This window comes from Thioalkalivibrio sp. ALE11 (assembly GCF_000381205.1).
Taxonomy (GTDB): domain Bacteria; phylum Pseudomonadota; class Gammaproteobacteria; order Ectothiorhodospirales; family Ectothiorhodospiraceae; genus Thioalkalivibrio.
This window is the reverse complement of record NZ_KB906168.1, coordinates 39115-60763: the sequence shown is the minus strand read 5'-3', so window position 1 is coordinate 60763 and position 21649 is coordinate 39115. Positions and strand designations below refer to the sequence as shown.

Below are 21649 nucleotides of genomic sequence, written 5' to 3'. Positions count from 1 at the left end.
GCGCGTCATGGCACAGCAAACCGACATCCTGAGCCAGGACGAGATCGACGCGCTGCTGCACGGCGTCGATTCCGGCGACGTCGAGACCGAGGAGGAAGAGTTTCCCCACGACGGTCAGGCGCGCGAGTTCAATTTCGCCACCCAGGACCGGATCGTGCGCGGGCGCATGCCCACGCTCGAGATGATCAACGAGCGATTTGCGCGGCACCTGCGCGTGCGACTGTTCAACATGCTGCGGCGTTCGGCCGAGATCTCGGTCAGCGGCACCCGGCTGACCAAGTTTTCCGAGTACATGCACTCGCTGTTCGTGCCCACCAGCCTGAACCTGGTGCGTGCGCATCCGCTGCACGGCACCGGCCTGTTCGTGTTCGACCCCAAGCTGGTGTTCATCCTGGTGGACAACTTCTTCGGCGGCGACGGGCGCTTCTATACCCGCATCGAGGGCCGTGACTTCACCCCGATGGAGATGCGGGTGGTGCACAGCATCCTCGAGGGCGCGTTCGAGGACATGACCAAGGCCTGGGAGCCGGTCATGGACATCGACTTCGAGTTTCTCAACTCCGAGGTCAACCCCCAGTTCGCGAACATCGTGAGCCCCACCGAGATCGTTGTGATCAACGAATTCCACATCGAGCTGGATGGGGGCGGCGGCAATCTCCACGTGACCCTGCCCTATTCGATGATCGAACCGATCCGCGAGCAGCTGGATACCGGTATCCAGTCGGATCGCTCCGATGTCGATCAGCGCTGGATGAACGCCCTGCGGGAAGAGGTTCAGGACGCGGACGTGGAGATCGCCTCGGTGCTCACCGAGGCGGAGGTCACCGTGCAGGAGCTGCTGGACATCAAGCCGGGCGACATCATTCCGGTGGACATCCCCGAAGAAGTCACTCTGAAGGTCGAGGACATCCCGCTACTGCGCGGCAAGTTCGGGGTTTCGAATGGCCAGAACGCGATCAAGATCACCGGTCGCGTACAACGATAGGCAAGAGGACAGGACGATGGCAGACGACGACAAGCGTCCGGATCAGGAAACCGAACAGGGCGACGGCGAGGAGTCGGTGGATCAGGATGCCCTGGCCGATGAATGGGCTGCGGCCCTGGCGGAGCAGGATGACAGCTCCGGGGGCGAGGCGGAGGACCCCGACGCGCTGCTGGCCCAGGCGCAGTCCAATTCGCACGAGAGCGATGCGGCCAACGCCGCCTCCACTGGCACCGGCGGCCGCAGCAAGGCGGCCGCCGGGGGCGAGCGGGAACGCAAGCACAAGCCGGATCCGAATGCGCAGCCGCTGGAACCGGATGAACTGACCGATTCCGGGGGCGGCGAAGAAGAAGACGTGAATCTGGACATGGTGCTGGACGTGCCGGTGACCATCTCCATGGAGATCGGCCGCACCCGCATCCCGATTCGTAATCTGCTCCAGCTCAACCAGGGTTCGGTGGTGGAACTGGAACGCCTGGCCGGGGAGCCGCTGGACGTGCTGGTCAACGGGACCTTGATCGCGCACGGCGAGGTCGTGGTGGTGAACGAGAAATTCGGGATCCGCCTGACCGACGTGATCAGCCCCAGCGAACGCATCCGGAAGCTGAAATAGTCATGTGCTCGCGTGTTCTTTCCGGATCGCTCTGGCTGCTGGCGTGGCTGCCGGCCGGCGCCCTGGCCGACGAGGACGGCGGCGCAATGAACGCCGCAGCCTACCTGACGCAGCTGATTGGCGGGCTGATGATCGTGATCGTGGCGATCGTGGTGCTGGCCTGGGTGCTCCGGCGCACCCAGGGGAGCGTGGGCCACGGTCGGCAGATGATCGATGTCCAGTCGGTCCGCTCGGTGGGTGCGCGTGAACGGCTGATGCTGGTTCGCGTGGGTGATGAACAGGTGCTGATCGGCGTGGCGCCCTCGGGGATCCGCACGCTGCACACCATGGAGACGCCGGTCGAGGTGCCCGCCGGCGGCGAAGGCCCCGACTTTTCCGGCGTGCTGAAGCGCGCGGTACGTTCGCGCCGCGCCAGCGGGGGAGGACAGGAGTCGTGAGTCTGCGGAGCTGTTTGCCCTGGCTGCTGCCGGGGTTGTGGCTACTGCCCGGCCTGGCGGGCGCTCAGGTGGGGCAGGGCATCGAGGCGGTGACCATCACCACGGACGAGGACGGCGGGGAGACCTGGTCGGTGACCCTGCAGATCCTCGTGCTGATGACGCTGCTGACCCTGCTGCCGGCGGCCCTGATCATGATGACCGCCTTCACCCGGATCCTGATCGTGCTGGCTATCCTGCGCCAGGGCCTGGGCACGTCCCAGACACCGTCCAACCAGATCCTGATCGGGCTGGCGTTCTTTCTCACGCTGTTCGTGATGGCGCCGGTGTTCGAAGAGATCCACGAGGTGGCGGTGGAGCCCTACCTGGCCGAGGAGATCGGCACCGAAGAGGCCCTGGAAACGGGTATCCAGCCGCTGCGGGGTTTCATGCTGGAGCAGACCCGCGAAAGCGATCTGCGCATGTTCGCGGAGATCAACGGCATCGACGGCTTCGAGGATCCGGACGACATCCCGCTGTCGCTGCTGGTGCCGTCGTTCGTGACCAGTGAGCTGAAGACGGCGTTCCAGATCGGCTTCCTGATCCTGATCCCGTTCCTGATCATCGATCTGGTGGTGGCCTCGGTGCTGATGTCGATGGGCATGGTGATGCTGTCGCCGCTGATCATCTCGCTGCCGTTCAAGGTGATGCTGTTCGTGCTGGTGGACGGCTGGGCCCTGCTGATGAACACGCTGGCAACCAGCTTTTTTGTTTAGGAGAGGCGGATGACACCCGAAACGGTCGTGGATATCGGGCGCGAGACGCTGATGGTGGTGGTCCTGCTGGCGGCGCCGCCGCTGCTGACGGCGCTGGCCGTGGGCCTGGCGATCGGCATGCTGCAGGCGGCGACCCAGATCCAGGAAATGACCCTGTCGTTCATTCCCAAGCTGCTGGCCATGTTCGCCGCGCTGCTGATCAGCGGACACTGGATGCTGTCACTGGTGATCGAGTTCACCGAGCGCCTGTACGAGAACGCGCCGGGGATGGTGGGCTAGGGGGCCTCGTGGAGATCACCACCGACCAGATGCTGGTGTGGGTGGCCGCCGTGATGTGGCCGCTGGCCCGGATTGGCGCGATGCTGGTGGTCATGCCGATCTTCGGCGGCGACCAGCTGAACGCGCGCATGCGCATGGGCCTGGCGCTGGTGCTGGCGGTGGTGGTGGCGATGCAGGAGCCCGCCCTGCCCGAGGTGGACCCGATCAGCCTCGAAGGGGCGATCGTGACCCTGCATCAGGTCCTGATCGGCCTGACCATGGGTTTCATCCTGCAGCTGGTGTTCTCCGCACTGACGCAGGCGGGGGAGGTGGTGGCCCTGTCGATGGGGCTGGGCTTCGCCTCGGTCATGGATCCGGCGCAGGGTATTCAGGTACCGGTGATCTCCACGGTGTTCGTGACCATGGCGACGCTGATCTTTCTCGCCCTGAACGGCCATCTGATCCTGTTCGAGCTGCTGCTGGCGAGCTTCGAGACCATGCCGGTCGCGCCGTCCGGACTGGATGCGGAGGCCTTCATGCAGGTGGCGCTGTTCGGCCAGACGATGTTTGCCGGGGCGGTGCTGGTGGCGCTGCCCGCAGTCGCCTCGCTGCTGGTGGTGAACATCTCCATGGGGGTCATCACGCGGGCCTCCCCTCAGCTCAACATCTTCGCCGTCGGGTTCCCGATGATGATCCTGATGGGCTTCGTCCTCCTGCTGCTGATCCTGCCCGGGCTGCCCGAGCGCGTGGGCGAGCTGGCCATGGAAGGTTTCGGACTGATGCAGGTCCTGCTGGGGTTCTGACATGGCCGAGAACGAGAACGGACAGGAAAAAACCGAAGAGCCGACCCAGAAACGGCTCCGCGAGGCGCGCGAGAAGGGTCAGGTCCCGCGCTCGCGGGAGTTGTCGACCTTTCTGGTGCTGATCACCGCCGGGATCTTCATGCTGTTCTTCGGCCCGACTCTGGGCGGACAGCTGGCCAACCAGACCCGCGCGCGCCTGGATTTCGAGCCGGAGCTGGCCCATGACCCGGATCTGCTGCTGCCGTACCTGGCCGATCAGATCTTTCAGACGCTGATGGCTCTGCTGCCATTGTTCGGGATCCTGATGGTGGCGGCGGTGATGGCGCCCATCCTGATCGGCGGCGCCAATTTCTCCTGGCAGGCGGCGGCGCCCAAGGCATCGAAGCTGAACCCCATCAAGGGCCTGCAGCGGATCTTTTCCTGGCAGGGGCTGATGGAGTTCGGCAAGACCCTCGCCAAGTTCACGCTGGTCGGCTCGGTCGCGATGCTGACCCTGTGGACGTTCTCCGACCGTCTCCTGGGACTGGGCTACGAGCCACTGCACCAGGGCGTGTCGCATGCGGCCCAGATCGCGCTCGGCACCTTCATCGCGGTGTCGGCGGCGCTGATCATCGTCGCGGCGATCGACGCGCCGTTCCAGATGTGGAATCACCAGAAGCAGCTGCGGATGACGCGGCAGGAGCTCAAGGACGAGTACAAGGAGACCGACGGCAAGCCCGAGGTCAAGCAGAAGATTCGCCAGCAACAGCAGGAAATGGCCCAGCGCCGGATGATGGAAGAGGTGCCGAAGGCCGACGTGGTGATCACCAACCCCACGCACTATGCCGTGGCGATCGTCTACGAGGCCTCGAAGATGTCGGCGCCGAAGGTGGTGGCCAAGGGCGTCGACGAGGTCGCGGCGAATATCCGCGAGATCGCCGACGAGCACGAGATCATCCGGGTCGAGGCGCCGAAGGTGGCGCGCGCGCTCTATTTCACCACCGACCTCGACCGCGAGATTCCCGACGGGCTGTTCGTGGCCGTGGCGCGCATCCTCGCCTACGTTTACCAGCTCAAGCGGGCCGACCAGGGCGTGGACATGCCGGACGACCTGCCGGTGCCGGACGAATATCTCGATCCCCACCAGGGACGTTACGGCCGGCGCCGGGAGGGTGACGCATGAACCTCTTCGATCGCCTGAGCGGCATGGGCCGCTGGGGGCTGGGGGCCCCTCTGCTGCTGATCGCGATGCTGTCGATGATGGTGCTGCCGCTGCCGCCGGTGGCGCTGGACGTGCTGTTCACCTTCAACATCGCGCTGTCGCTGGTGGTGATCATGGTCGCGGTGTACACCCCGCGGCCGCTGGAATTCGCGGTGTTCCCGACGGTGCTGCTGGTGGCAACCCTGCTGCGTCTGGCACTGAACATCGCCTCCACCCGGGTGATCCTGCTGGAAGGGCACACCGGGACGGACGCGGCCGGGCAGGTCATCCAGGCCTTCGGCGACTTCGTGGTCGGCGGCAACTACGCGGTCGGCCTGGTGGTGTTCGCGATCCTGATCATCATCAACTTCGTGGTGGTGACCAAGGGCGCGGGGCGCGTGTCCGAGGTCAGCGCCCGCTTCACCCTGGACTCCATGCCGGGCAAGCAGATGGCGATCGACGCCGACCTCAATGCGGGACTTCTGACGCAGGAGGAGGCGCGCCGGCGGCGCGACGAGATCGCCCAGGAGGCCGACTTCTACGGTTCCATGGACGGGGCCTCGAAGTTCGTGCGCGGTGACGCCATCGCCGGCATCCTGATCCTGTTCGTGAACATCATCGGCGGACTGACCATCGGCGCCCTGCAGCACGGGATGTCGATCGGCGATGCCGCCACCAACTATGTGCTGCTGACCATCGGCGACGGGCTGGTCGCGCAGATCCCGTCACTGGTGCTGTCCTCGGCCACCGCCATCATCGTGACGCGCGTGTCCACCACCCAGGACATGGGCCAGCAGGTGGTCGGGCAGATGTTCTCCAACCCGCGCGTGATGTACGTGGTCGGCGGGGTGATCGCGTCGCTGGGCATGGTGCCGGGGATGCCCAATGCGGTGTTCCTCGGACTGGCCTCGCTGGCCGCCGGAGGTGGCTATCTGATGTCGCGCCAGCGTCGTGAGGAGGCGGCCGAGGTGGAGCGTCTGCCGGAGGCCGAGCAGGAACCCTCGCCGGAAAACCGCGAGCTGTCGTGGGACGACGTGCCGCCGGTGGATCTGGTGTCGCTGGAGGTCGGCTACCGCCTGATCCCGCTGGTCGACCGGACCCAGGACGGGCAGCTGATGGGGCGGATCAAGGGCGTGCGCCGCAAGCTGTCGCAGGAGCTGGGCTTCCTGCTGCAGCCGGTGCATATCCGCGACAACCTCGAACTGAGTCCGAACACCTACCGCATCTCTCTGCTGGGCGTCACCGTCGCCGAGGCGGAGGTGTTCCCGGACAAGGAGCTGGCGATCAATCCGGGCGAGGTCTTCGGCGAGGTGCCGGGCACGCCGACCAAGGATCCGACGTTCAACCTGGATGCCCTGTGGATCGACCCCGAGAACCGCGAACAGGCGCAGGGGGCCGGCTACACCGTGGTGGACGTATCCACGGTGATCGCCACTCATCTGTCGCAGGTGTTCCGCGAGAACGCCCACCGGCTGATCGGCCACGAGGAGGCCCAGCACCTGCTGGACCAGCTGGCGCAGCGTTCGCCCAAGCTGGTGGAAAACCTGGTGCCGAAGACGCTGTCGCTGAGCGTGATCCTGAAGGTGCTGCAGAACCTGCTGGCCGAACAGGTCTCCATCCGCGATCTGCGCACGATCGCCGAAACCCTGGCAGAGGAGGGTGCCAAGAGTCAGGATCCCGGCACTTTGACTGCCGCAGTCCGGGTCGCGCTGTCGCGCTCCATCGTCCAGGACCTGGTGGGACCGGAGGAGGAGCTGCCCCTGATCGCCCTCGACCCCTCGTTGGAACAGCTTTTGCATAAGTCTCTGCAGGGCAGCAATGGCGACACCGTCGGACTGGAGCCGGGCCTGGCCGAGCGCCTGCAGCGATCGGTGGGCGAGGCCGCCCAGCGTCAGGAGGCGGCGGGACAGCCGACGGTGCTGGTGGTGGCCCCGGAAATCCGCTCCTGGATCGCCGGATGGCTGCGGGGCGCGGTGCGCAACCTGACCGTGCTCGCATTCACCGAGATCCCGGACAACCGGCGGATCCGGGTGGTGGCCACGGTGGGACAGGATGAAGCAGACAAGAAGTCGGCGTGATGTGCGAACGGGCATGGCCTGAAGCACCAGTCAACGATCGGCGGGAGAGCGAACGATGAATGTCAGACGATACCGGGCACGGGACATGCGCGACGCGATGCGCCAGGTCCGCGAGGAGCAGGGCGAGGACGCCGTGATCCTGTCCAGCCGCCGGGTCGACGGCTGGCTGGAGGTGGTCGCCGCCCTCGATGGCGGCGAGGCGCCCGCCGGAACGGCGGAGGGTGACGGCCGGGGTGCCCCGCGGCAGGACGACGCCGGCAGCGGGGCACGCCCCGCCCGGGGATCGATGCGCCAGGGCGTGCGCGATGAACCGGCGCCACGTGCTGAGCAGCCCCGCGCACCGGAGCCCGCGGCGGCTTCCACCGGCGGGGGGGCGGGTGCCGCGTCCCGGCAGCGGCCGGCCCCGCAATGGCCCACCGACCCCGAGGTGTCCGCGATGCGTCAGGAACTGCGGGATCTGCGCAGCCTGCTGACGCGGCAGTACGAAGAGAACGAGCAGGCCCGCTGGGCGGCGCGGCATCCACTGGCGGCCGAATGCAAGGCGCGGCTGATGGATCTGGGCTTCCGCGAGCCGCTGGCGCGCAGCCTGGCCGGCAGCATCCTCGACGATCATACCTCGGAGGAGGCATGGGAGCGCCTGCGGGCGCGCCTGTCGGGCGCCATCGTGACCGCGCGCGCCTCGATCCTCGACGAGGGCGGGGTACTCGCGCTGGAGGGACCGACCGGGGTCGGCAAGACCACCACCATTGCGCGGATTGCACTGCGCCAGATCCGCCGCATGGGGCCGGATTCGGTCACCCTGGTCACCATGGACGCCCAGCGCATCGGCGCGACGCGGCAGTTGCAGGCCTTCGGCCAGATGGCGGGCACCGCGGTGCGTGTGGTGGAGACGGAGGCCGAGCTGCGCGAGATGGCGCGGCGCTCGGCGGGCAGCGGGCACCTGATCCTGGTGGATACCGCCGGACAGTCGCCGCGTACCGCCCCGCGCGAACCCCTGCTGACGGACATGCCTGCCGACGTGCGCGCGGAGACCTGGCTGGTGATCGCGGCCACCACCCAGGGCATGGCCCTGCGGCGGGTGCTGGAGGCATTCGCCCCCACGGAACCCTCGGCCCTGGTGCTGACCAAGCTGGACGAGGCGGAACAGCTGGGGGAGGTGCTTTCGGTGCTGCTGGACCAGCCGCTGGGTGTCGCATTCATGAGCGACGGCCAGCGCATCGCCGAGGATTTCCATCGCGTGGATACCGGACATCTGACCCGCCTGGCGCTGCAGGAGGAACCCGAACACGGGGCGGCCGATGCCTGGGTCGACGAGGCGATGCAGGCCTGGCGGCGGCGCCAGGCGACGGAACGCGAGGCCCGGCGGCCGCGATCCGCGGACGAGCCGGCCGCGGGCGAGGAACCCGCCCCGCTGGAAATGATTCAACCGGTGCTGAAGGGACGTCATGTCACACAACACTAAGCCCCTGAAGGTGGTCGCGGTGGCCTCGGGCAAGGGCGGGGTCGGCAAGACCAATGTCTCGGTCAACCTGTCGGTCGGACTGGCCCGTCTGGGACGCGAGGTCATGCTGTTCGATGCGGACCTGGGGCTCGCGAACGTCGATGTGCTGCTGGGCCTGCGTCCGCAGCGGACGCTGCACGACCTGGTGACCGGGGACGTCGAGGATCTGGAGGACGTGATCATCGAGGGCCCGGAGGGAATCCGTGTGGTGCCTTCCGCGTCCGGGATCGCGACCATGGCCAACCTGAGCCGGCCGGAACATCACGGCCTGATCCAGGCCTTCAGCATGTATACACGACCGCTGGACGTGCTGGTGGTGGATACCGCCGCCGGGTTGCAGGAGTCGGTGACCAGTTTCTGTCAGGCCGTGCAGGAGACCCTGGTGGTGGTCACCGACGAGCCGGCATCGATGACCGACGCCTATGCGCTGATCAAGGTCCTGCATCGGGATCATGGCGTGAACCGGTTCCGCGTGGTCGCGAACATGGTGCAGGGCCGTGCCGGCGCGGAACGGGTGATGCAGAAGCTGCAGGCGGTTTGTTCCACCTATCTGCCGGAGGTCATACTGGATCTGGTGGGCGTGATTCCGCTGGATGATGCCCTGCGCCAGGCGGTGCAGAAACGGGCGCCGGTGGTGCAGCAGTCTCCGGGCAGCCCGGCGGGACGGGCGTTCCTCGAGCTCGCGCGCAAGGTCGACGGCTGGCCGGTGGCCCGCGGCGCCAGCGGGGGGGTTGGATTCTTCGTCGAGAGGATGCTGCAAAGCGCATGAACACGCCAAAGAACAGACTTTCGGGATACGCCCGGGCGGGGACCGGAGGACCGGATCAGCTGGTCGCGGACCACGTCGAGCTGGTGAATCGGATCGCCCATCACCTGATGGCCCGGCTGCCGGCCTCGGTGCAGGTGGATGACCTGGTGCAGGCGGGCATGGTGGGGCTGATCGAGGCCGCGCGGCAGTTCGAAGGCGGCCAGGGGGCGACCTTCGCCACCTACGCCGGGATCCGCATCCGCGGGGCGATGATCGACGAGCTGCGTCGCAGCGACTGGACGCCGCGCTCGGTGCACCGCAACAGCCGGCGGATCTCCGAGGCGATGCAGACGGTGGAGGCCCGCGAGGGCCGCGCCGCCCGCGCCCCGGAGATCGCCGAGGAGCTGGGCGTCCCGGTGGAAACCTACTACCAGATGCTGGATGATCACGCCGGTGCCCATCTGTTCGCGCTGGACGAGGTGGGCGGCCCGGAGGGCGAGGCGGATCGCGTGCTGGAAGGGCAGGAGCAGTCCCCGTCGCGGCGCATCGAGGCCGGGGAGTTCCGCGAGGAACTGGCCGGCGCACTGGGCGATCTGCCCGAGCGTGAACGACTGGTGCTCAACCTGTACTACACCGAAGAACTCAACCTGCGCGAGATCGGTGCCGTGCTGGACGTGACCGAATCGCGCGTCAGCCAGATCCGCAGCCAGGCGGTGCACCGTCTGCGGGCGCGTCTGGGCTCGTGGCTCGAAGACGTCGAGTCCCTGCAGATATTCTAAGGTTCAAACACATTCCCGGAGCGAACTGTGGACAAGGGTATGAAAATCCTGATCGTGGACGACTTCTCCACGATGCGGCGCATCATCAAGAATCTCCTGCGGGATCTTGGCTTCAACAACACCATGGAGGCCGACGACGGGAGCACCGCCCTGCCGATGCTGCAGAACGGCGACTTCGATTTTCTGATCACCGACTGGAACATGCCCAACATGCCGGGCATCGACCTCCTGCGCGAGGTGCGCAAGGACGAGCGGCTGAAATCGTTGCCGGTGCTGATGGTCACGGCCGAAGCCAAGCGCGATCAGATCGTGGAGGCGGCAGAGGCCGGCGTGAACGGTTACATTGTGAAGCCCTTCACGGCCGAGACGCTCAAGGAGAAGATCGAAAAGATCTTCGAACGTATTGAAGCTCAAGGCTGAATACCGCGACCGGCTGACACGGCAAGAGAGACCCGATGACCGAACAAGAGAATGCCTCCGGGGAAGACCGGCTCGCACTGGCGCGGGAGCTGGTGGGCGCTCTGGAAGGCGGTGACGAGGAGGCTTCGCGCCGCCTGATCCAGGAGCTCGCGCGGCCTTACGAGCGCGAACTGTTCGACGAACTGGGCAAGCTGACCCGCGAACTGCACGAGGCCCTGGAGAGCTTCCGGGGCGATTCGCGTCTGGTCGAGCTGGCACAGGACGAGATTCCGGATGCGCGCGAGCGTCTGAGTTACGTGGTGACCCAGACCGAACAGGCCACGCACGAAACCCTGAATGCGGTGGAATCGTCCCTGCCGATTGCCGAGGCGTTCGCCGGGCGCGCCGCGGAACTCACCGAGAAATGGACCCGGTTCCGCAACCGCGAACTGTCGGTGGAGGAATTCCGCGAGTTCGCGCGCGAACTCGATGCGTTTTTCGAGCAGACCGGCAAGGACACCGAAGAACTGCGCCGGTTGCTGTCGCAGGTCCTGATGGCACAGAGCTACCAGGATCTCACCGGGCAGGTGATCCGGCGGGTCATCCGTCTGGTCACGGACCTGGAGGAAAGCCTGGTCTCGCTGATCCGCCTGTCTTCCGGGCGCCTGGAGAAGGATGCCCGGGCGGCGGCCGAACAGGCCCCGGAGGCGGAACAAACCGCGCGCGAGGAGGACCGCCGCGGGCATGGACCCGCGGTGCCCCACACTCAAGATTCCGGCACGGATGTCGTTCAAGGACAGGACGAGGTGGACGATCTGCTGTCGAGCCTGGGGTTCTAGGGTCCGTCCCGGGATCCCCTTGCACCGGCAGCCATCTGCCGACGATTCGAGTCACCGGAACGGAGAGACCGCATGGCCATCGACCCCAACGACGAAATCCTCCAGGACTTCCTGATCGAGGCGGGGGAGCTGCTGGAAGGCCTGAACGAACAGCTGATCGACCTGGAACAGCATCCGGACGATACCGATCTGCTGAACGCGGTCTTCCGCAGTTTCCATACCATCAAGGGCGGGGCCGGTTTTCTCGGGCTGGACCCGCTGGTGACGGTCTGCCACAACGCCGAAGACGTCTTCAACCTGTTGCGCAATCACGAGCGCCAGGTGGACGGCCAGCTCATGGACACCATGCTGCGGGTGCTGGACACCCTCAACGTGATGTTCGGCGAGCTGCGCGACGGCCAGGAGCCGACGCCGGCGCCCGAAGATCTGGTCGACACCCTGCGACGCATGGCCCGCAACGAAACGGTCCCCGTCGGCGGCGGGGACGAAGCCGCCCCGGTCGCGGAAGAAACGCCGGACGCGGCACCGGCCGGGGAGGCAGCGCCGGCGACGGCCGACGACTGGCCGTCGGAGGCGCTGGAGGAAGCGGCCGAGTCGCCGTCCGCGCCGGAGCCGGCAGCCGATGACGCGCCGGGCGATGACGAAGTCCGCGTGGGTGCCGGGGACGAGATCACCGACGACGAGTTCGAAGCCCTGCTGGACAGCCTGCACGGAGACCAGCCACCGAAGCCGGTGGATCCGGGCACGGCAGCGGAGTCGGCCCCGGAGGTCGCGGCCGCGGATGGCGGTGACGCGGGTGGTGGCGACGACGAGATCACCGACGATGAGTTCGAGAGCCTGCTCGACGAACTGCAGGCGAAAGGAGCCGGCCCACCGACCGCGCCGGCCGAGCCGGGCCCGTCCGCCGCCGCGGCGGGCGGGACCGGAGATGCGGACACCGGGCCCGCCGCAGAACCGGCGGCAGCCTCGCCCGGGGACACGGCCGGGAAGGAAAAGGAACAGAAAGCGGAAAGTTCCGGTCCTGCGCCCGCCTCCGGCGGTGCGCGCGGCGGCGCTTCCGGCGGTGGCGGCGCCGGCGGGAGTACCGGGGGCGGCGGCCAGGGCGGCGGTGGACACCAGGGCGAAACCTCGGTGCGCGTGGATACCGAGCGCCTCGACGAGATCATGAACCTGGTGGGCGAACTCGTGCTGGTGCGTAACCGGCTCAGCATGCTGCGCTCGGAGCACGTGGACGACGAGCTGGGCAAGGCGATCAGTTCGCTGGCGCTGGTGACCTCGGATCTCCAGGCCTCGGTGATGAAGACCCGCATGCAGCCGGTGAAGAAGGTCTTCAATCGCTTTCCGCGGGTGATCCGCGACCTGTCCCGCAACCTGGGCAAGGAAATCGATCTGGAGATTTTCGGCGAGGAGACCGACCTCGACAAGAACCTGGTCGAGGCCCTGGCGGATCCGATGGTCCATCTGGTACGCAACGCGGTGGACCACGGGATCGAGATGCCCGAGGAACGCGAGGCGGCCGGCAAGCCTCGCCGGGGTACGGTAGTGCTGGGCGCGGCGCAGGAAGGCGACCATATCGCCCTGATCATCAAGGATGACGGGCGCGGCATGGACCCGGATGCGCTGCGCCGCAAGGCAGTGGAAAAGGAGCTGATGGAGCCCGCGATGGCCGAGCGCATGACCGACCGCGAGGCCTTCAACGTGATCTTCATGGCCGGTTTCTCGACCAAGGCCGAGATCTCGGATGTCTCCGGGCGCGGCGTGGGCATGGACGTGGTCAAGACCAGCCTGAACCAGCTCAACGGCACCGTGGAGATCGAATCGGAGGTCGGCGTCGGCACGACGTTGCGGGTGAAGCTGCCGCTGACCCTGGCGATCCTGCCGGCGCTGATGGTGATTCTGGGCGAACGCCGTTTCGCGATCCCGCTGGCGGCGGTCTCCGAGATCCTTGATCTGGATCTCACCCAGACCCATTACGTGGACGAGCAGGAAGTCATTGTGGTGCGCAACCAGACCCTGCCGATCCATTATCTGTCGCGCTGGGCGAAGCCCGGCGTGGAGCCCGAACCCCGCGAGAACGCCCATGTGGTCGTGGTCCACGCGGCCGATCGCAAGGTCGGCCTGGTGGTCGACGGTCTGGTGGGGCAGGAAGAAGTTGTCATCAAGCCTCTGGGCCAGAATCTTCAGGGGGTCAAGGGCCTGGCGGGGGCGACCATTACCGGCGATGGTGGCATTGCACTCATTCTGGATGTCTCGGACCTGGTCACCCTGCTGGTGAATCAGGTACCGGGCAGCGGGCGCGCGCGCCGGGCCGCCCGACGAGCTGAGGGCTGAGGATGCCGGTCAAGGTTCTGGTGGTGGATGATTCCGGGTTTTTCCGACGCCGGATTGCGGAGATCCTGAACGCGGATATCGGGATCGAGGTCGTGGGTACGGCCGAGGATGGCCAGAAGGCGGTCGACGCCGTGAAGGAACTGGACCCGGATGTCGTGACCATGGACATCGAGATGCCGGTGATGGACGGCATCACGGCGGTCCGCAAGATCATGGCGGACCATCCGCGACCGATCCTGATGTTCTCCAGCCTGACCACCGAGGGTGCCCAGGCGACCCTGGACGCGCTGGAGGCCGGGGCGGTTGACTTTCTGCCCAAACGCTTCTCCGACATGGCCGGGGACGAAGACAGTGCGCGTGCCCTGCTGCGCCGGCGGGTCCGCAGTCTGGCGCGCAGCCGCGCCCGTTCCTCCAGTGCGCCGGGAGGGGACCGGCCGAAAACCGAGGCACCCGTGTCGGAACGCCGGCAGGCGGCGGACCGCAAGGCGAGCGAAACCGCGCGCGAGACGCCCAAGCCGCCGGTGGCCCGTCCGCCGGCACCGCTCAGTTCCCTGCGCGCGGTACTGATCGGGACCTCCACCGGCGGCCCGGTGGCGTTGCAGGAGGTGCTCAAGCACCTGCCGGCGAACTTTCCGCTCCCGGTGGTGCTGGTCCAGCACATGCCGGCAAGCTTCACCCCGGCGTTCGCCGAACGACTGGACGCGATCTGCCCGATCCGCATCAAGCAGGCGGTGGACGGCGATTTCCTGCGTCCGGGCACGGCTCTGCTGGCCCCCGGTGGCCAGCAGCTGACGCTGGAACGCGGTTCCCAGACCCGCGTGCGGGTGACCGAGAGTCCGGCGGGCACCATCTACAAGCCGAGCGTGGACGCGGCCTTCGAATCGGCCGTCGATGCGCTGCGCGGCCAGGTCCTGGCCATCATCCTGACCGGCATGGGGGCGGACGGCCGCGAGGGCGTGCGCGCGCTGAAGGGTTGCGGGGCCCAGGTCTGGTCGCAGGATGCGGCGACCTCGGTGGTGTACGGCATGCCGGCGGCGGTCGCCGAGGCCGGATTGACGGACCACGTGTATCCGTTGCCGGAGATTGGACCGGCCCTGGTCAAGGGGTTCTGCTGACATGGATATCCTGAGCCTCATCGGGATTCTCCTGGGGCTCGTTGCGGTGCTGGGCGGAAGCATCGCCAAGGGAAGCGGGATCGGCGCGCTGTGGAATGCCGCGGCGTTCATCATCGTGGTGCTGGGCACCCTCGGCGCGACCCTGGTGCAGGCGCGTCTGGGGGTCTTCATGCACGGCATGAAGATGCTGCCGTGGGTCTTTCGTCCGCCGGCGATCGACAACGCCGCGATGATTCGCCGCGTGGTGGAATGGTCGAACATCGCGCGCAAGGAAGGACTTCTCGGACTGGAGAGCGTAGCCGAAGAGGAACGCGACCCGTTCGCCCGCAAGGGGCTGCAGCTGCTGGTGGACGGAACCGAGCCGCAGGTGATCCGGCAGATCCTGGAATCCGACGTGGACAACCGCGAGGCCTTCGATCTGCAGGGCGCCAGGGTCTTCGAGAGCATGGGGGTGTATGCGCCCACGCTCGGCATCGTGGGCGCGGTCATGGGGCTGATGGCGGTGATGCAGAACCTGACCGATCCGGATCGTCTGGGCGCCGGGATCGCGGCCGCGTTCGTGGCCACGGTCTACGGGATCGCTTCGGCGAATCTGCTGTTCCTGCCGGTGGCCAACAAGCTGAAGGCACTGGTGCAGGAGCGCTCCCGTCACCAGGAGATGCTGATGGAGGGTCTGATCGCGATCGCGGAGGGGGAGAACCCCCGCAATATCGAGAGCAAGCTCGGCGGCTACGTGCACGGGTAGGACGAACATGGCCCGGCGCAAACGTCAGGAGGAGGAAGCCAACCACGAAGCCTGGGCGATCCCCTACGGCGACCTCGTGACGCTGCTGCTCGCGTTTTTCGTGGTGATGTATGCGATCTCCTCGGTCGACGAGGGCAAGTACCGGGTGCTGTCCGATTCGCTGGTGGAAGCCTTCGGGACCCCGGGGCAGCTGGAGCCGATCCAGGTCGGCGATCCCGGCGTGGTCGCGCCACCGTCGGACGCGGACGTACCGCGTACGCTGGCACCCATCGACATCCGGCCGGGGTTGCTGGACGACGGCCCGCAAGCGCTGGACCGGGCGGCCTCGGGTCTGTTCGAGGAGCGCGGTGACGAAGACCTGCAGGGCCTGCTGGACGAGATCGCCGAGGTGGCCGCCGAGATCGAATCGGCGATGGCACCGATGATCGAGGACGGGCAGGTGGACGTGACGCGGGACACCTACTGGCTGGAGATCGAGATCACCAGCCAGTTGCTGTTCCCCAGCGGCGAGGCCACCCTGAACCCGGATGCGGAGCCCGTGCTGGAAGATATCGCGGGGGTGCTGGCGCCGCGCGCGGCGCGCATTCACGTCGAGGGGCATACCGATAATGTCCCGATCACCACGGAGGTCTATCCTTCCAACTGGGAACTGTCCGCCGCGCGGGCGGCCACAGTAGTCAGGATGTTCGAACAGCAGGGCATGGACCCGGCCGACATGGTGGCGCTGGGGCACGGGGAACACCGACCCGTGGCCGACAACGAGACCGCGGCCGGGCGGGCGGAAAACCGCCGGGTGGCGATCGTGGTGCTGCCCGGGGCCCCCCCGCGCGAGGACGGACAACGGGAACCGGAACAGCTGCGTGACGAATTGCCGTCGCCTTAGCCACGAGAGGACGTCGCATGAAGATCTGGGCAGTAGCCAACCAGAAGGGCGGGGTGGGCAAGACCACAACGACGGTGACCCTGGGCGGACTGCTGTCCGGTCCGGACCAGCGGGTGCTGCTGGTGGACATGGACCCGCACGGCTCGCTCACCGCGTACTTCGGACACGACCCCGAGACCGCGACGCGTGGCGTGTACGAACTGTTCAATCAGGCGGTGGAAGGCGAGCGTCCGGACCCGGCCGGGCTGATACGCGAGACACCGTTCCCGGGACTGGATCTGCTGACCGCGAGTACCGCGCTGGCGACGCTCGACCGTCAGCTCGGTACGCGGGGCGGCATGGGGCTGGTGCTGCGCCATGCCCTGGAGGGCGTGCAGGACGACTACGACTATGTCCTGATGGATTGCCCGCCGATGCTGGGCGTGCTGATGGTGAACGCCCTGGCGGCCTGCGACGAACTGCTGGTCCCGGTACAGACGGAATTCCTCGCCCTGAAGGGGCTGGAGCGCATGATCAACACCCTGACGATGGTCCAGAAATCGCGCAAGGCACAACTCAACTACCGCATCATCCCGACCCTGTTCGACCGGAGAACCCGCGCGGCACACGAAGCGCTGGCCGAGTTGCGGCGGCAGTACGGCGACGAGGTCTGGTCCGGGGTGATTCCGGTGGATACCAAGTTCCGTGATGCCTCCAGCGCAGGACAGCCGCTTTGCTTCATGATCCCGGATGCCCGCGGCGTGCTGGCCTATGCCGACCTGCTGGAAACCATCGGCGGACGGCTGCCACGGACCCACGGGGAGAGGAGACAGGCGAAATGAGCCGTCACCGGCAACAGAACGGGCCGCTGCTCGCCGAGCCACAGGCCCTCGAGGACTACTTCGGCGACCTGCTGGACGCGCCGGAGCCGGCCCCCGCCGAGCAGAAGGAGGAACGGTCCGCGCAGGATTCGCGTACACCGGTGGCCGAGGCACCGGCCGGCCCGCGCAGCCTGATGCGCGACGACATCCTGGAGCCGGTGGACAGCCCGGTGGAGGTTCCGGCGAGCGAACCGGCGCCGGTTTCCGGCCCCGCCGCGCCGCCGGAATCTCCCGCGGGTCCGACGTATCCCCGGCCGGAAAAGCCGTTTTCGGCCCTGGTCATCGAAGCCGGGCCTCTGACCCTGCTGGCCCCCCTGGTGGACCTCGGAGGCGTGACGCCGCTGGATCAGCTGAACATCCGCCCGACGCCGGCGCATTCTCCGTGGTATCTGGGCATCGCGGACAGCAAGCAGGGCCGGGTGCAGTTGATCGACCTCGCCGCCATCGTGACGCCATCGGACCGGGAGTACGAACCGGACACCGCGCGTCAGGTGGTCTTCCTCGCGAACTCGCGCTTTGCGCTGGCCTGCCGGGCGATCCACGGGACCCGCACGATCGATCCCGAACAGCTTCGCTGGCGCAGCGAACGGCGCCGGCTGCCGTGGCTCGCGGGCGTGGATCGCGAGAAGATGGCGACCCTGCTGGACCTGACGGCATTGCACGGCAGTCTCGAGGCCGGGGACTGGGAGTCCGGCCAGGGGTGAACCACCGGCCGGACCAGGTGGCCTTCAAGCCGCCCGCACGTCGGCCGTTACATTGAAAAAGAATCCATGTTGCGTGTCCGTCCCGCCGGACACGACCGCTCCAAGAGGATGAGCATGAGCGCACAAGACGTTGAATCCATGGCCAAGGCCGATACCGCTCCGTACGTGACCTTCAGCCTGGCCGACGAGACCTACGCCATCGACGTGCTCCAGGTCCAGGAGGTGCTGAAGGTGTCGGATATCGCGCCGGTGCCCGGCGTACCGGATTACATCCTCGGCATCATCAACCTGCGCGGCAACGTGGTTACGGTAATTGATGCGCGTCGGCGCATGGGGCTGGAAGACCGCGAGCCGGACGATGCCTCGCGCATCGTGATCATCGACGTGGACGACCAGAACGTGGGCATCCTCGTGGATTCGGTGTCCGAAGTGGTGCGGATTTCGCCCGACAGCGTGGAGGCGGCGCCGGAGGTCGGCAACGACGAAAGCAGCCGTTTCATCCAGGGCGTCACCAGTACCGAAGCGGGTCTGACCATCCTGGTCGACCTGAACAAGCTCCTCTCCGACGAGGAGTGGGCGCAGCTGCGGGAGCTGTAGCCCGGCGCCGGATTCACCCGGTCGGGCGGGACGGCGCACCGATGCACGGACCGCCCGTGCGGGAGGTGAAAAAATGGTGGACGAGCTCCAGCACGACCGTTCCGTACGGCCGCTTTACCCGGTCCTGAGACCACCTCGCGACGTGCGTCCGGTTCACACCAGTGTGGCCGGCCACGCCCTGAGCGACGACCATGATCGCGACCCGATCCTGCGCCCCGGGATCCCCCCGGCCCAGCAGAAACCGCCACGCCTGGCCGAACGCGAACGGCGCCGGGGCGGGCGGATCGACGAATACGCCTGATTGCCGTCGCATCGCATCTCCGGACTGGCCTCGGACCGTGACTTCACGCGACAATCGGGCCAGCCAACGGGGAGCACGGGTTGATGGGAGAGAATCTACTGGTCTGGCTTGCGGCGGGGATCGCGCTGCTGGCCACCATCGTGGCGGGATTCGCCGTTGCGCTGGTGCTGCTGCTGCGGCGGCAGCTCACGGCTCTGCGGCAGGACTACCAGCGCCAGGCGACCTCCCTGATGGCCCTGCAGGGGGCGATGAAGGTCCTGTCCGAAGGGGTGATCAATCACGGTCAGGCGCAGGCTTCGGTACAGCGGGCGCTGGAACGCCTGCACGACCAGCACACCGAGCTGCGCGCGCGTGACCCTGATCAGGGCTCGTACGAGAAGGCCATTCAGCTGGTCCGCGAGGGTTATCCGCGCGAGGAAGTCCGCCGGCTCTGCAGCCTGACCGCTGCGGAACTGGACCTGATCTACAGCCTGCACGGTGCCGGGAGTGCGCGTGACGACGACTGACGGGGGCTGATGACGGGGGCTGATCAGGATCGTCCGAGGTCCTCCGGGGTGATCCCCGCCAGCAGGAACACGAAGGCCAGTACCTCCGCCACGGCCACATAAAGCTCCTCGGGGATCTCCTCGCCCAGCGGGACCTGGGCCAGGGCCTCGGTCAGGGCGGCGTCCTGATGCAGCGGGATATCGTTTTCCTCGGCGATCCGGAGGATCTCCTCCGCGGTCACTCCGGCGCCCGAAGCTGTGATGCGCGGTGCCTGCCGGCGATCCCACTCCAGGGCGACCGCCCGGTCATGCCCCGGCGCCCCCGTGGCCCCGCCCGTTCGCCTGTCGCGGCCACGAGTCATGCGCGTTCGTCCAGCATGCCGTGCACCCGGTCCGGCCGGGCCTGCGGATCGGTATCCACGTCGCCCTGACGCACCGCAAGACTCGCCGGTTCCAGGTCGCGCGCGGCGAGGTTGTCGCGCAGGGACCCCTGGCCGGCCTGCAGGCGTTCCACGGTCTCCGCATGTTCGGCGGTAAAATGTATGTGCAGTTGTCCGGCCCGTGAATGCAGCACGATGAGGGTCGGGCCCAGGGCCGGCAGATCGAGGGTCAGGCGACAGCGCCAGTCCCCTTCGGTGGCCCCGTCGTGTTCGCCGGCGTGTTTTTCGATCTCGCCATGCAGGCCCTGTATACCCTGCGGGGTCCGAAATGGCAGTTCGAACAACCAGCGCTGAGGATCCGCTCCGTCGCTGGCGGCCTGCAGCTGGAGACTGGCGAGGCGGGCCAGCATGCCCTCCAGCAGCGGGCCCGTCCCGCCCGCGGGGGCCGACCCGGCACTGACGCCCGGGCCGGTGCCGGGCATCTGCCGCAGGGCGTCGGCCGCCCGCAGCAGCCGGGCCTTGAGGTCGCCCGACACGTTCGGGCCCGCGCTGCCCGGTGTACCGGACTGGGCCAGCATGGACTCCAGCCACACCCCGGAGGCACGCGTCGCCTGCTGCAGGCCTTCGGGGCGGGTCAGGCCGGAGACGTCGGGGAGACCGCGCACCAGGGCGTCGATGCGCATCGAGGCCGTGTCGGAGCGGGCGTCCGCGGGCGTTGCGGCGGCGGAGAGGGCCTGCAGCGTTGGTGCCAGGGCGCGCGCCGCGGGCAGGGTCCGGCGCAGCAAGGCCGCCAGGCGATCCATCTCCGCCGGCGACCCGGTCCCGACGCCCGGTGAACCCGCGGACGGCAGGAGCCGCACTTCCAGCGAGGGCGAGCTGCGCGTGACCTCGGCCATCAGGCGCTGGCCGCTTTCGGCGCGGGCAGCCAGCGCCTCGGACATCGCGCCGGCCAGCCGAGCGACCATCACGCCGGGGCGATCGCCGCTGCCACCGCTACCACCCCCGGTTGCGGGCAGCTGCAGCCGGACGTTGCCGTCCGCCAGGCGCTCGATCATGCGGACCTCCATCCGCTGTCCAACGGCGGCCAGCGGATCGCGGACCCCGCCGGCACGCGCACCGTCCGCGGGGGCGGGGAGGGGTAGCAGAGGACGCGAGCCGGTGAAATCGCCCATGGGGAACGCTCTTCTCGCTGGAATGCCGGATCAGCATGGCACAAAGCCCGGCTCGGGCGGAATCTCGGGTGCGAGCATGCCTGCTTGTCACAACGGCCGCGGCAGGGCAGGCTCCCGCCGCGTCGAGTCATTTATTCATCAACAGAGGAAACAACATGTCCAAGCTGCGTGTACTCATGGTCTGCATGGGTAACATCTGTCGTTCGCCGATGGCACATGGCGTACTCGAACAGCGCCTGCGCGAGCGCGGGCTGGAGAACGCGATCGAAGTCGATTCGGCCGGGACCCATGGCTATCACATCGGCTCCGGGCCGGATCCCCGGGCGCGCGATGAAGCCCGGGGCCGCGGCTACGACATCAGCCACCTGCGCGCGCGCCAGCTGGAACGCGAAGACTTCGATGAATTCGACTACATCCTGGTAATGGACGAGGCGAACGAGCGGATTGCTCGCCAATTGCAGGGCAAGGATACGCGCGCCCGCCTGCAACGCTTCCCCGAGTACGCCGTGAACCGGCCCGAAACCGAGGTCCCGGACCCGTATTACGGTGGAGGGGAGGGTTTCGTCCATGTGATGGACCTGGTCGAGGCGGCCGCGGACGGCCTGCTCGAGCACTTCGAACGCGAGCACGGCATCCGGCCGGGGAAGGGATCCACCGGCTGACCGGGAATCCCGCCGCCACAGGGGCGGGCCTGCGGGGGCGGGATT

General features: G+C 67.5%; 25 protein-coding genes. 23 read left to right on the top strand and 2 right to left on the bottom strand.

Features of this window, described 5'->3' with window-relative positions; translation table 11 throughout:
• Positions 1–7 precede the first annotated feature (7 nt).
• From fliM to F620_RS0107060, 22 genes are all read left to right on the top strand, one after another.
• Positions 8–985, top strand: coding sequence for a flagellar motor switch protein FliM (gene fliM, locus F620_RS0107165; protein ID WP_019570012.1), 978 nt, complete (start codon positions 8–10; stop codon positions 983–985).
• A gap of 16 nt (positions 986–1001) precedes the next feature.
• Positions 1002–1595, top strand: a complete 594-nt coding sequence (gene fliN, locus F620_RS0107160) for a flagellar motor switch protein FliN (protein WP_019570011.1) — start codon at positions 1002–1004, stop codon at positions 1593–1595.
• 2 nt (positions 1596–1597) lie between these two features.
• Entirely contained in the window at positions 1598–2032 is a 435-nt protein-coding gene (gene fliO / locus F620_RS0107155) for a flagellar biosynthetic protein FliO (protein ID WP_019570010.1), read from the top strand.
• The gene (gene fliP / locus F620_RS0107150) at positions 2029–2784 is read left to right on the top strand and encodes a flagellar type III secretion system pore protein FliP (RefSeq protein ID WP_051081238.1); all 756 of its coding nucleotides are present in this window, start codon (positions 2029–2031) and stop codon (positions 2782–2784) included. Before fliO ends, fliP begins: the two co-directional genes overlap by 4 nt.
• Before the next feature lie 9 nt (positions 2785–2793).
• Positions 2794–3063, top strand: coding sequence for a flagellar biosynthesis protein FliQ (gene fliQ / locus F620_RS0107145; protein WP_018869480.1), 270 nt, complete (start codon positions 2794–2796; stop codon positions 3061–3063).
• A 29-nt stretch (positions 3064–3092) separates the two neighbouring features.
• Positions 3093–3845, top strand: a complete 753-nt coding sequence (gene fliR, locus F620_RS0107140; RefSeq protein WP_038081646.1) for a flagellar biosynthetic protein FliR — start codon at positions 3093–3095, stop codon at positions 3843–3845.
• A 1-nt stretch (position 3846) separates the two neighbouring features.
• Positions 3847–5007 carry a flagellar biosynthesis protein FlhB gene (gene flhB, locus F620_RS0107135; protein ID WP_019570007.1) on the top strand — a complete coding sequence of 387 codons (1161 nt, stop codon included), beginning with the start codon at positions 3847–3849 and terminating at the stop codon, positions 5005–5007.
• Positions 5004–7103: a flagellar biosynthesis protein FlhA gene (gene flhA, locus F620_RS0107130; RefSeq protein WP_019570006.1), complete on the top strand. Its 2100-nt coding sequence runs from the start codon at positions 5004–5006 to the stop codon at positions 7101–7103. Before flhB ends, flhA begins: the two co-directional genes overlap by 4 nt.
• A gap of 55 nt (positions 7104–7158) precedes the next feature.
• A complete protein-coding gene (gene flhF, locus F620_RS0107125; RefSeq protein ID WP_081621747.1) occupies positions 7159–8565 on the top strand; it encodes a flagellar biosynthesis protein FlhF in 1407 nt (468 codons plus the stop codon).
• The gene (locus tag F620_RS0107120; RefSeq protein ID WP_019570004.1) at positions 8549–9373 is read left to right on the top strand and encodes a MinD/ParA family protein; all 825 of its coding nucleotides are present in this window, start codon (positions 8549–8551) and stop codon (positions 9371–9373) included. Before flhF ends, F620_RS0107120 begins: the two co-directional genes overlap by 17 nt.
• A complete protein-coding gene (locus F620_RS0107115; protein WP_018945948.1) occupies positions 9370–10131 on the top strand; it encodes an RNA polymerase sigma factor FliA in 762 nt (253 codons plus the stop codon). Before F620_RS0107120 ends, F620_RS0107115 begins: the two co-directional genes overlap by 4 nt.
• 39 nt (positions 10132–10170) lie before the next feature.
• Positions 10171–10551: a chemotaxis response regulator CheY gene (locus F620_RS0107110; RefSeq protein ID WP_018945949.1), complete on the top strand. Its 381-nt coding sequence runs from the start codon at positions 10171–10173 to the stop codon at positions 10549–10551.
• Positions 10552–10586: 35 nt separating this feature from the next.
• A complete protein-coding gene (locus F620_RS0107105) occupies positions 10587–11369 on the top strand; it encodes a protein phosphatase CheZ (RefSeq protein ID WP_019570003.1) in 783 nt (260 codons plus the stop codon).
• A gap of 72 nt (positions 11370–11441) precedes the next feature.
• The gene (locus tag F620_RS0107100) at positions 11442–13700 is read left to right on the top strand and encodes a chemotaxis protein CheA (protein WP_019570002.1); all 2259 of its coding nucleotides are present in this window, start codon (positions 11442–11444) and stop codon (positions 13698–13700) included.
• Between the two features lie 2 nt (positions 13701–13702).
• Positions 13703–14815, top strand: a complete 1113-nt coding sequence (locus F620_RS0107095) for a chemotaxis response regulator protein-glutamate methylesterase (protein ID WP_018869470.1) — start codon at positions 13703–13705, stop codon at positions 14813–14815.
• A gap of 1 nt (position 14816) precedes the next feature.
• Entirely contained in the window at positions 14817–15560 is a 744-nt protein-coding gene (locus F620_RS0107090; RefSeq protein WP_019570001.1) for a flagellar motor protein, read from the top strand.
• 7 nt (positions 15561–15567) lie between these two features.
• Complete coding sequence (motD, locus tag F620_RS0107085; protein ID WP_019022101.1) at positions 15568–16443, top strand: flagellar motor protein MotD; 876 nt, start codon at positions 15568–15570, stop codon at positions 16441–16443.
• A 17-nt stretch (positions 16444–16460) separates the two neighbouring features.
• Positions 16461–17264 carry a ParA family protein gene (locus tag F620_RS0107080; RefSeq protein ID WP_018869467.1) on the top strand — a complete coding sequence of 268 codons (804 nt, stop codon included), beginning with the start codon at positions 16461–16463 and terminating at the stop codon, positions 17262–17264.
• Positions 17261–18007 (top strand): chemotaxis protein CheW, encoded by a 747-nt coding sequence (locus tag F620_RS0107075; protein ID WP_019570000.1) that lies wholly within the window; start codon positions 17261–17263, stop codon positions 18005–18007. The genes F620_RS0107080 and F620_RS0107075 overlap by 4 nt, the downstream gene beginning before the upstream one ends.
• 138 nt (positions 18008–18145) lie before the next feature.
• Positions 18146–18604: a chemotaxis protein CheW gene (locus tag F620_RS0107070; RefSeq protein WP_018869465.1), complete on the top strand. Its 459-nt coding sequence runs from the start codon at positions 18146–18148 to the stop codon at positions 18602–18604.
• 73 nt (positions 18605–18677) lie between these two features.
• Positions 18678–18905 carry a hypothetical protein gene (locus F620_RS0107065; protein ID WP_018869464.1) on the top strand — a complete coding sequence of 76 codons (228 nt, stop codon included), beginning with the start codon at positions 18678–18680 and terminating at the stop codon, positions 18903–18905.
• An 83-nt stretch (positions 18906–18988) separates the two neighbouring features.
• Complete coding sequence (locus F620_RS0107060) at positions 18989–19411, top strand: DUF2802 domain-containing protein (RefSeq protein WP_018869463.1); 423 nt, start codon at positions 18989–18991, stop codon at positions 19409–19411.
• Positions 19412–19434: 23 nt separating this feature from the next.
• Here the strand turns inward: F620_RS0107060 and F620_RS0107055 are convergent, their stop codons facing one another.
• Together F620_RS0107055 and F620_RS0107050 are read right to left on the bottom strand one after the other, a co-directional pair.
• The gene (locus F620_RS0107055; protein ID WP_026300852.1) at positions 19435–19752 is read right to left on the bottom strand and encodes an EscU/YscU/HrcU family type III secretion system export apparatus switch protein; all 318 of its coding nucleotides are present in this window, start codon (positions 19750–19752) and stop codon (positions 19435–19437) included.
• Positions 19749–20942, bottom strand: a complete 1194-nt coding sequence (locus tag F620_RS0107050) for a flagellar hook-length control protein FliK (RefSeq protein ID WP_019569999.1) — start codon at positions 20940–20942, stop codon at positions 19749–19751. Before F620_RS0107050 ends, F620_RS0107055 begins: the two co-directional genes overlap by 4 nt.
• Before the next feature lie 155 nt (positions 20943–21097).
• Between F620_RS0107050 and F620_RS0107045 the strand changes: the two genes are divergently transcribed.
• Positions 21098–21604 carry a low molecular weight protein-tyrosine-phosphatase gene (locus F620_RS0107045; protein ID WP_019569998.1) on the top strand — a complete coding sequence of 169 codons (507 nt, stop codon included), beginning with the start codon at positions 21098–21100 and terminating at the stop codon, positions 21602–21604.
• Positions 21605–21649: the final 45 nt, after the last annotated feature.

What these genes read in the sequence shown, in the direction of transcription:
- motD (WP_019022101.1), top strand. Translation starts at nt 15,568, where the DNA reads ATGGCCCGGCGCAAACGTCAGGAGGAGGAAGCCAACCACGAAGCCTGG.
- fliR (WP_038081646.1), top strand. Translation starts at nt 3,093, where the DNA reads ATGCTGGTGTGGGTGGCCGCCGTGATGTGGCCGCTGGCCCGGATTGGC.
- F620_RS0107095 (WP_018869470.1), top strand. Translation starts at nt 13,703, where the DNA reads ATGCCGGTCAAGGTTCTGGTGGTGGATGATTCCGGGTTTTTCCGACGC.
- fliM (WP_019570012.1), top strand. Translation starts at nt 8, where the DNA reads ATGGCACAGCAAACCGACATCCTGAGCCAGGACGAGATCGACGCGCTG.
- fliQ (WP_018869480.1), top strand. Translation starts at nt 2,794, where the DNA reads ATGACACCCGAAACGGTCGTGGATATCGGGCGCGAGACGCTGATGGTG.
- flhB (WP_019570007.1), top strand. Translation starts at nt 3,847, where the DNA reads ATGGCCGAGAACGAGAACGGACAGGAAAAAACCGAAGAGCCGACCCAG.
- F620_RS0107055 (WP_026300852.1), bottom strand. Translation starts at nt 19,752, where the DNA reads ATGACTCGTGGCCGCGACAGGCGAACGGGCGGGGCCACGGGGGCGCCG.
- F620_RS0107075 (WP_019570000.1), top strand. Translation starts at nt 17,261, where the DNA reads ATGAGCCGTCACCGGCAACAGAACGGGCCGCTGCTCGCCGAGCCACAG.
- F620_RS0107045 (WP_019569998.1), top strand. Translation starts at nt 21,098, where the DNA reads ATGTCCAAGCTGCGTGTACTCATGGTCTGCATGGGTAACATCTGTCGT.
- F620_RS0107070 (WP_018869465.1), top strand. Translation starts at nt 18,146, where the DNA reads ATGGCCAAGGCCGATACCGCTCCGTACGTGACCTTCAGCCTGGCCGAC.
- fliN (WP_019570011.1), top strand. Translation starts at nt 1,002, where the DNA reads ATGGCAGACGACGACAAGCGTCCGGATCAGGAAACCGAACAGGGCGAC.
- F620_RS0107080 (WP_018869467.1), top strand. Translation starts at nt 16,461, where the DNA reads ATGAAGATCTGGGCAGTAGCCAACCAGAAGGGCGGGGTGGGCAAGACC.
- F620_RS0107065 (WP_018869464.1), top strand. Translation starts at nt 18,678, where the DNA reads ATGGTGGACGAGCTCCAGCACGACCGTTCCGTACGGCCGCTTTACCCG.
- F620_RS0107050 (WP_019569999.1), bottom strand. Translation starts at nt 20,942, where the DNA reads ATGGGCGATTTCACCGGCTCGCGTCCTCTGCTACCCCTCCCCGCCCCC.
- F620_RS0107105 (WP_019570003.1), top strand. Translation starts at nt 10,587, where the DNA reads ATGACCGAACAAGAGAATGCCTCCGGGGAAGACCGGCTCGCACTGGCG.
- fliO (WP_019570010.1), top strand. Translation starts at nt 1,598, where the DNA reads ATGTGCTCGCGTGTTCTTTCCGGATCGCTCTGGCTGCTGGCGTGGCTG.
- flhF (WP_081621747.1), top strand. Translation starts at nt 7,159, where the DNA reads ATGAATGTCAGACGATACCGGGCACGGGACATGCGCGACGCGATGCGC.
- F620_RS0107115 (WP_018945948.1), top strand. Translation starts at nt 9,370, where the DNA reads ATGAACACGCCAAAGAACAGACTTTCGGGATACGCCCGGGCGGGGACC.
- F620_RS0107060 (WP_018869463.1), top strand. Translation starts at nt 18,989, where the DNA reads ATGGGAGAGAATCTACTGGTCTGGCTTGCGGCGGGGATCGCGCTGCTG.
- F620_RS0107110 (WP_018945949.1), top strand. Translation starts at nt 10,171, where the DNA reads ATGAAAATCCTGATCGTGGACGACTTCTCCACGATGCGGCGCATCATC.
- F620_RS0107100 (WP_019570002.1), top strand. Translation starts at nt 11,442, where the DNA reads ATGGCCATCGACCCCAACGACGAAATCCTCCAGGACTTCCTGATCGAG.
- flhA (WP_019570006.1), top strand. Translation starts at nt 5,004, where the DNA reads ATGAACCTCTTCGATCGCCTGAGCGGCATGGGCCGCTGGGGGCTGGGG.
- F620_RS0107120 (WP_019570004.1), top strand. Translation starts at nt 8,549, where the DNA reads ATGTCACACAACACTAAGCCCCTGAAGGTGGTCGCGGTGGCCTCGGGC.
- F620_RS0107090 (WP_019570001.1), top strand. Translation starts at nt 14,817, where the DNA reads ATGGATATCCTGAGCCTCATCGGGATTCTCCTGGGGCTCGTTGCGGTG.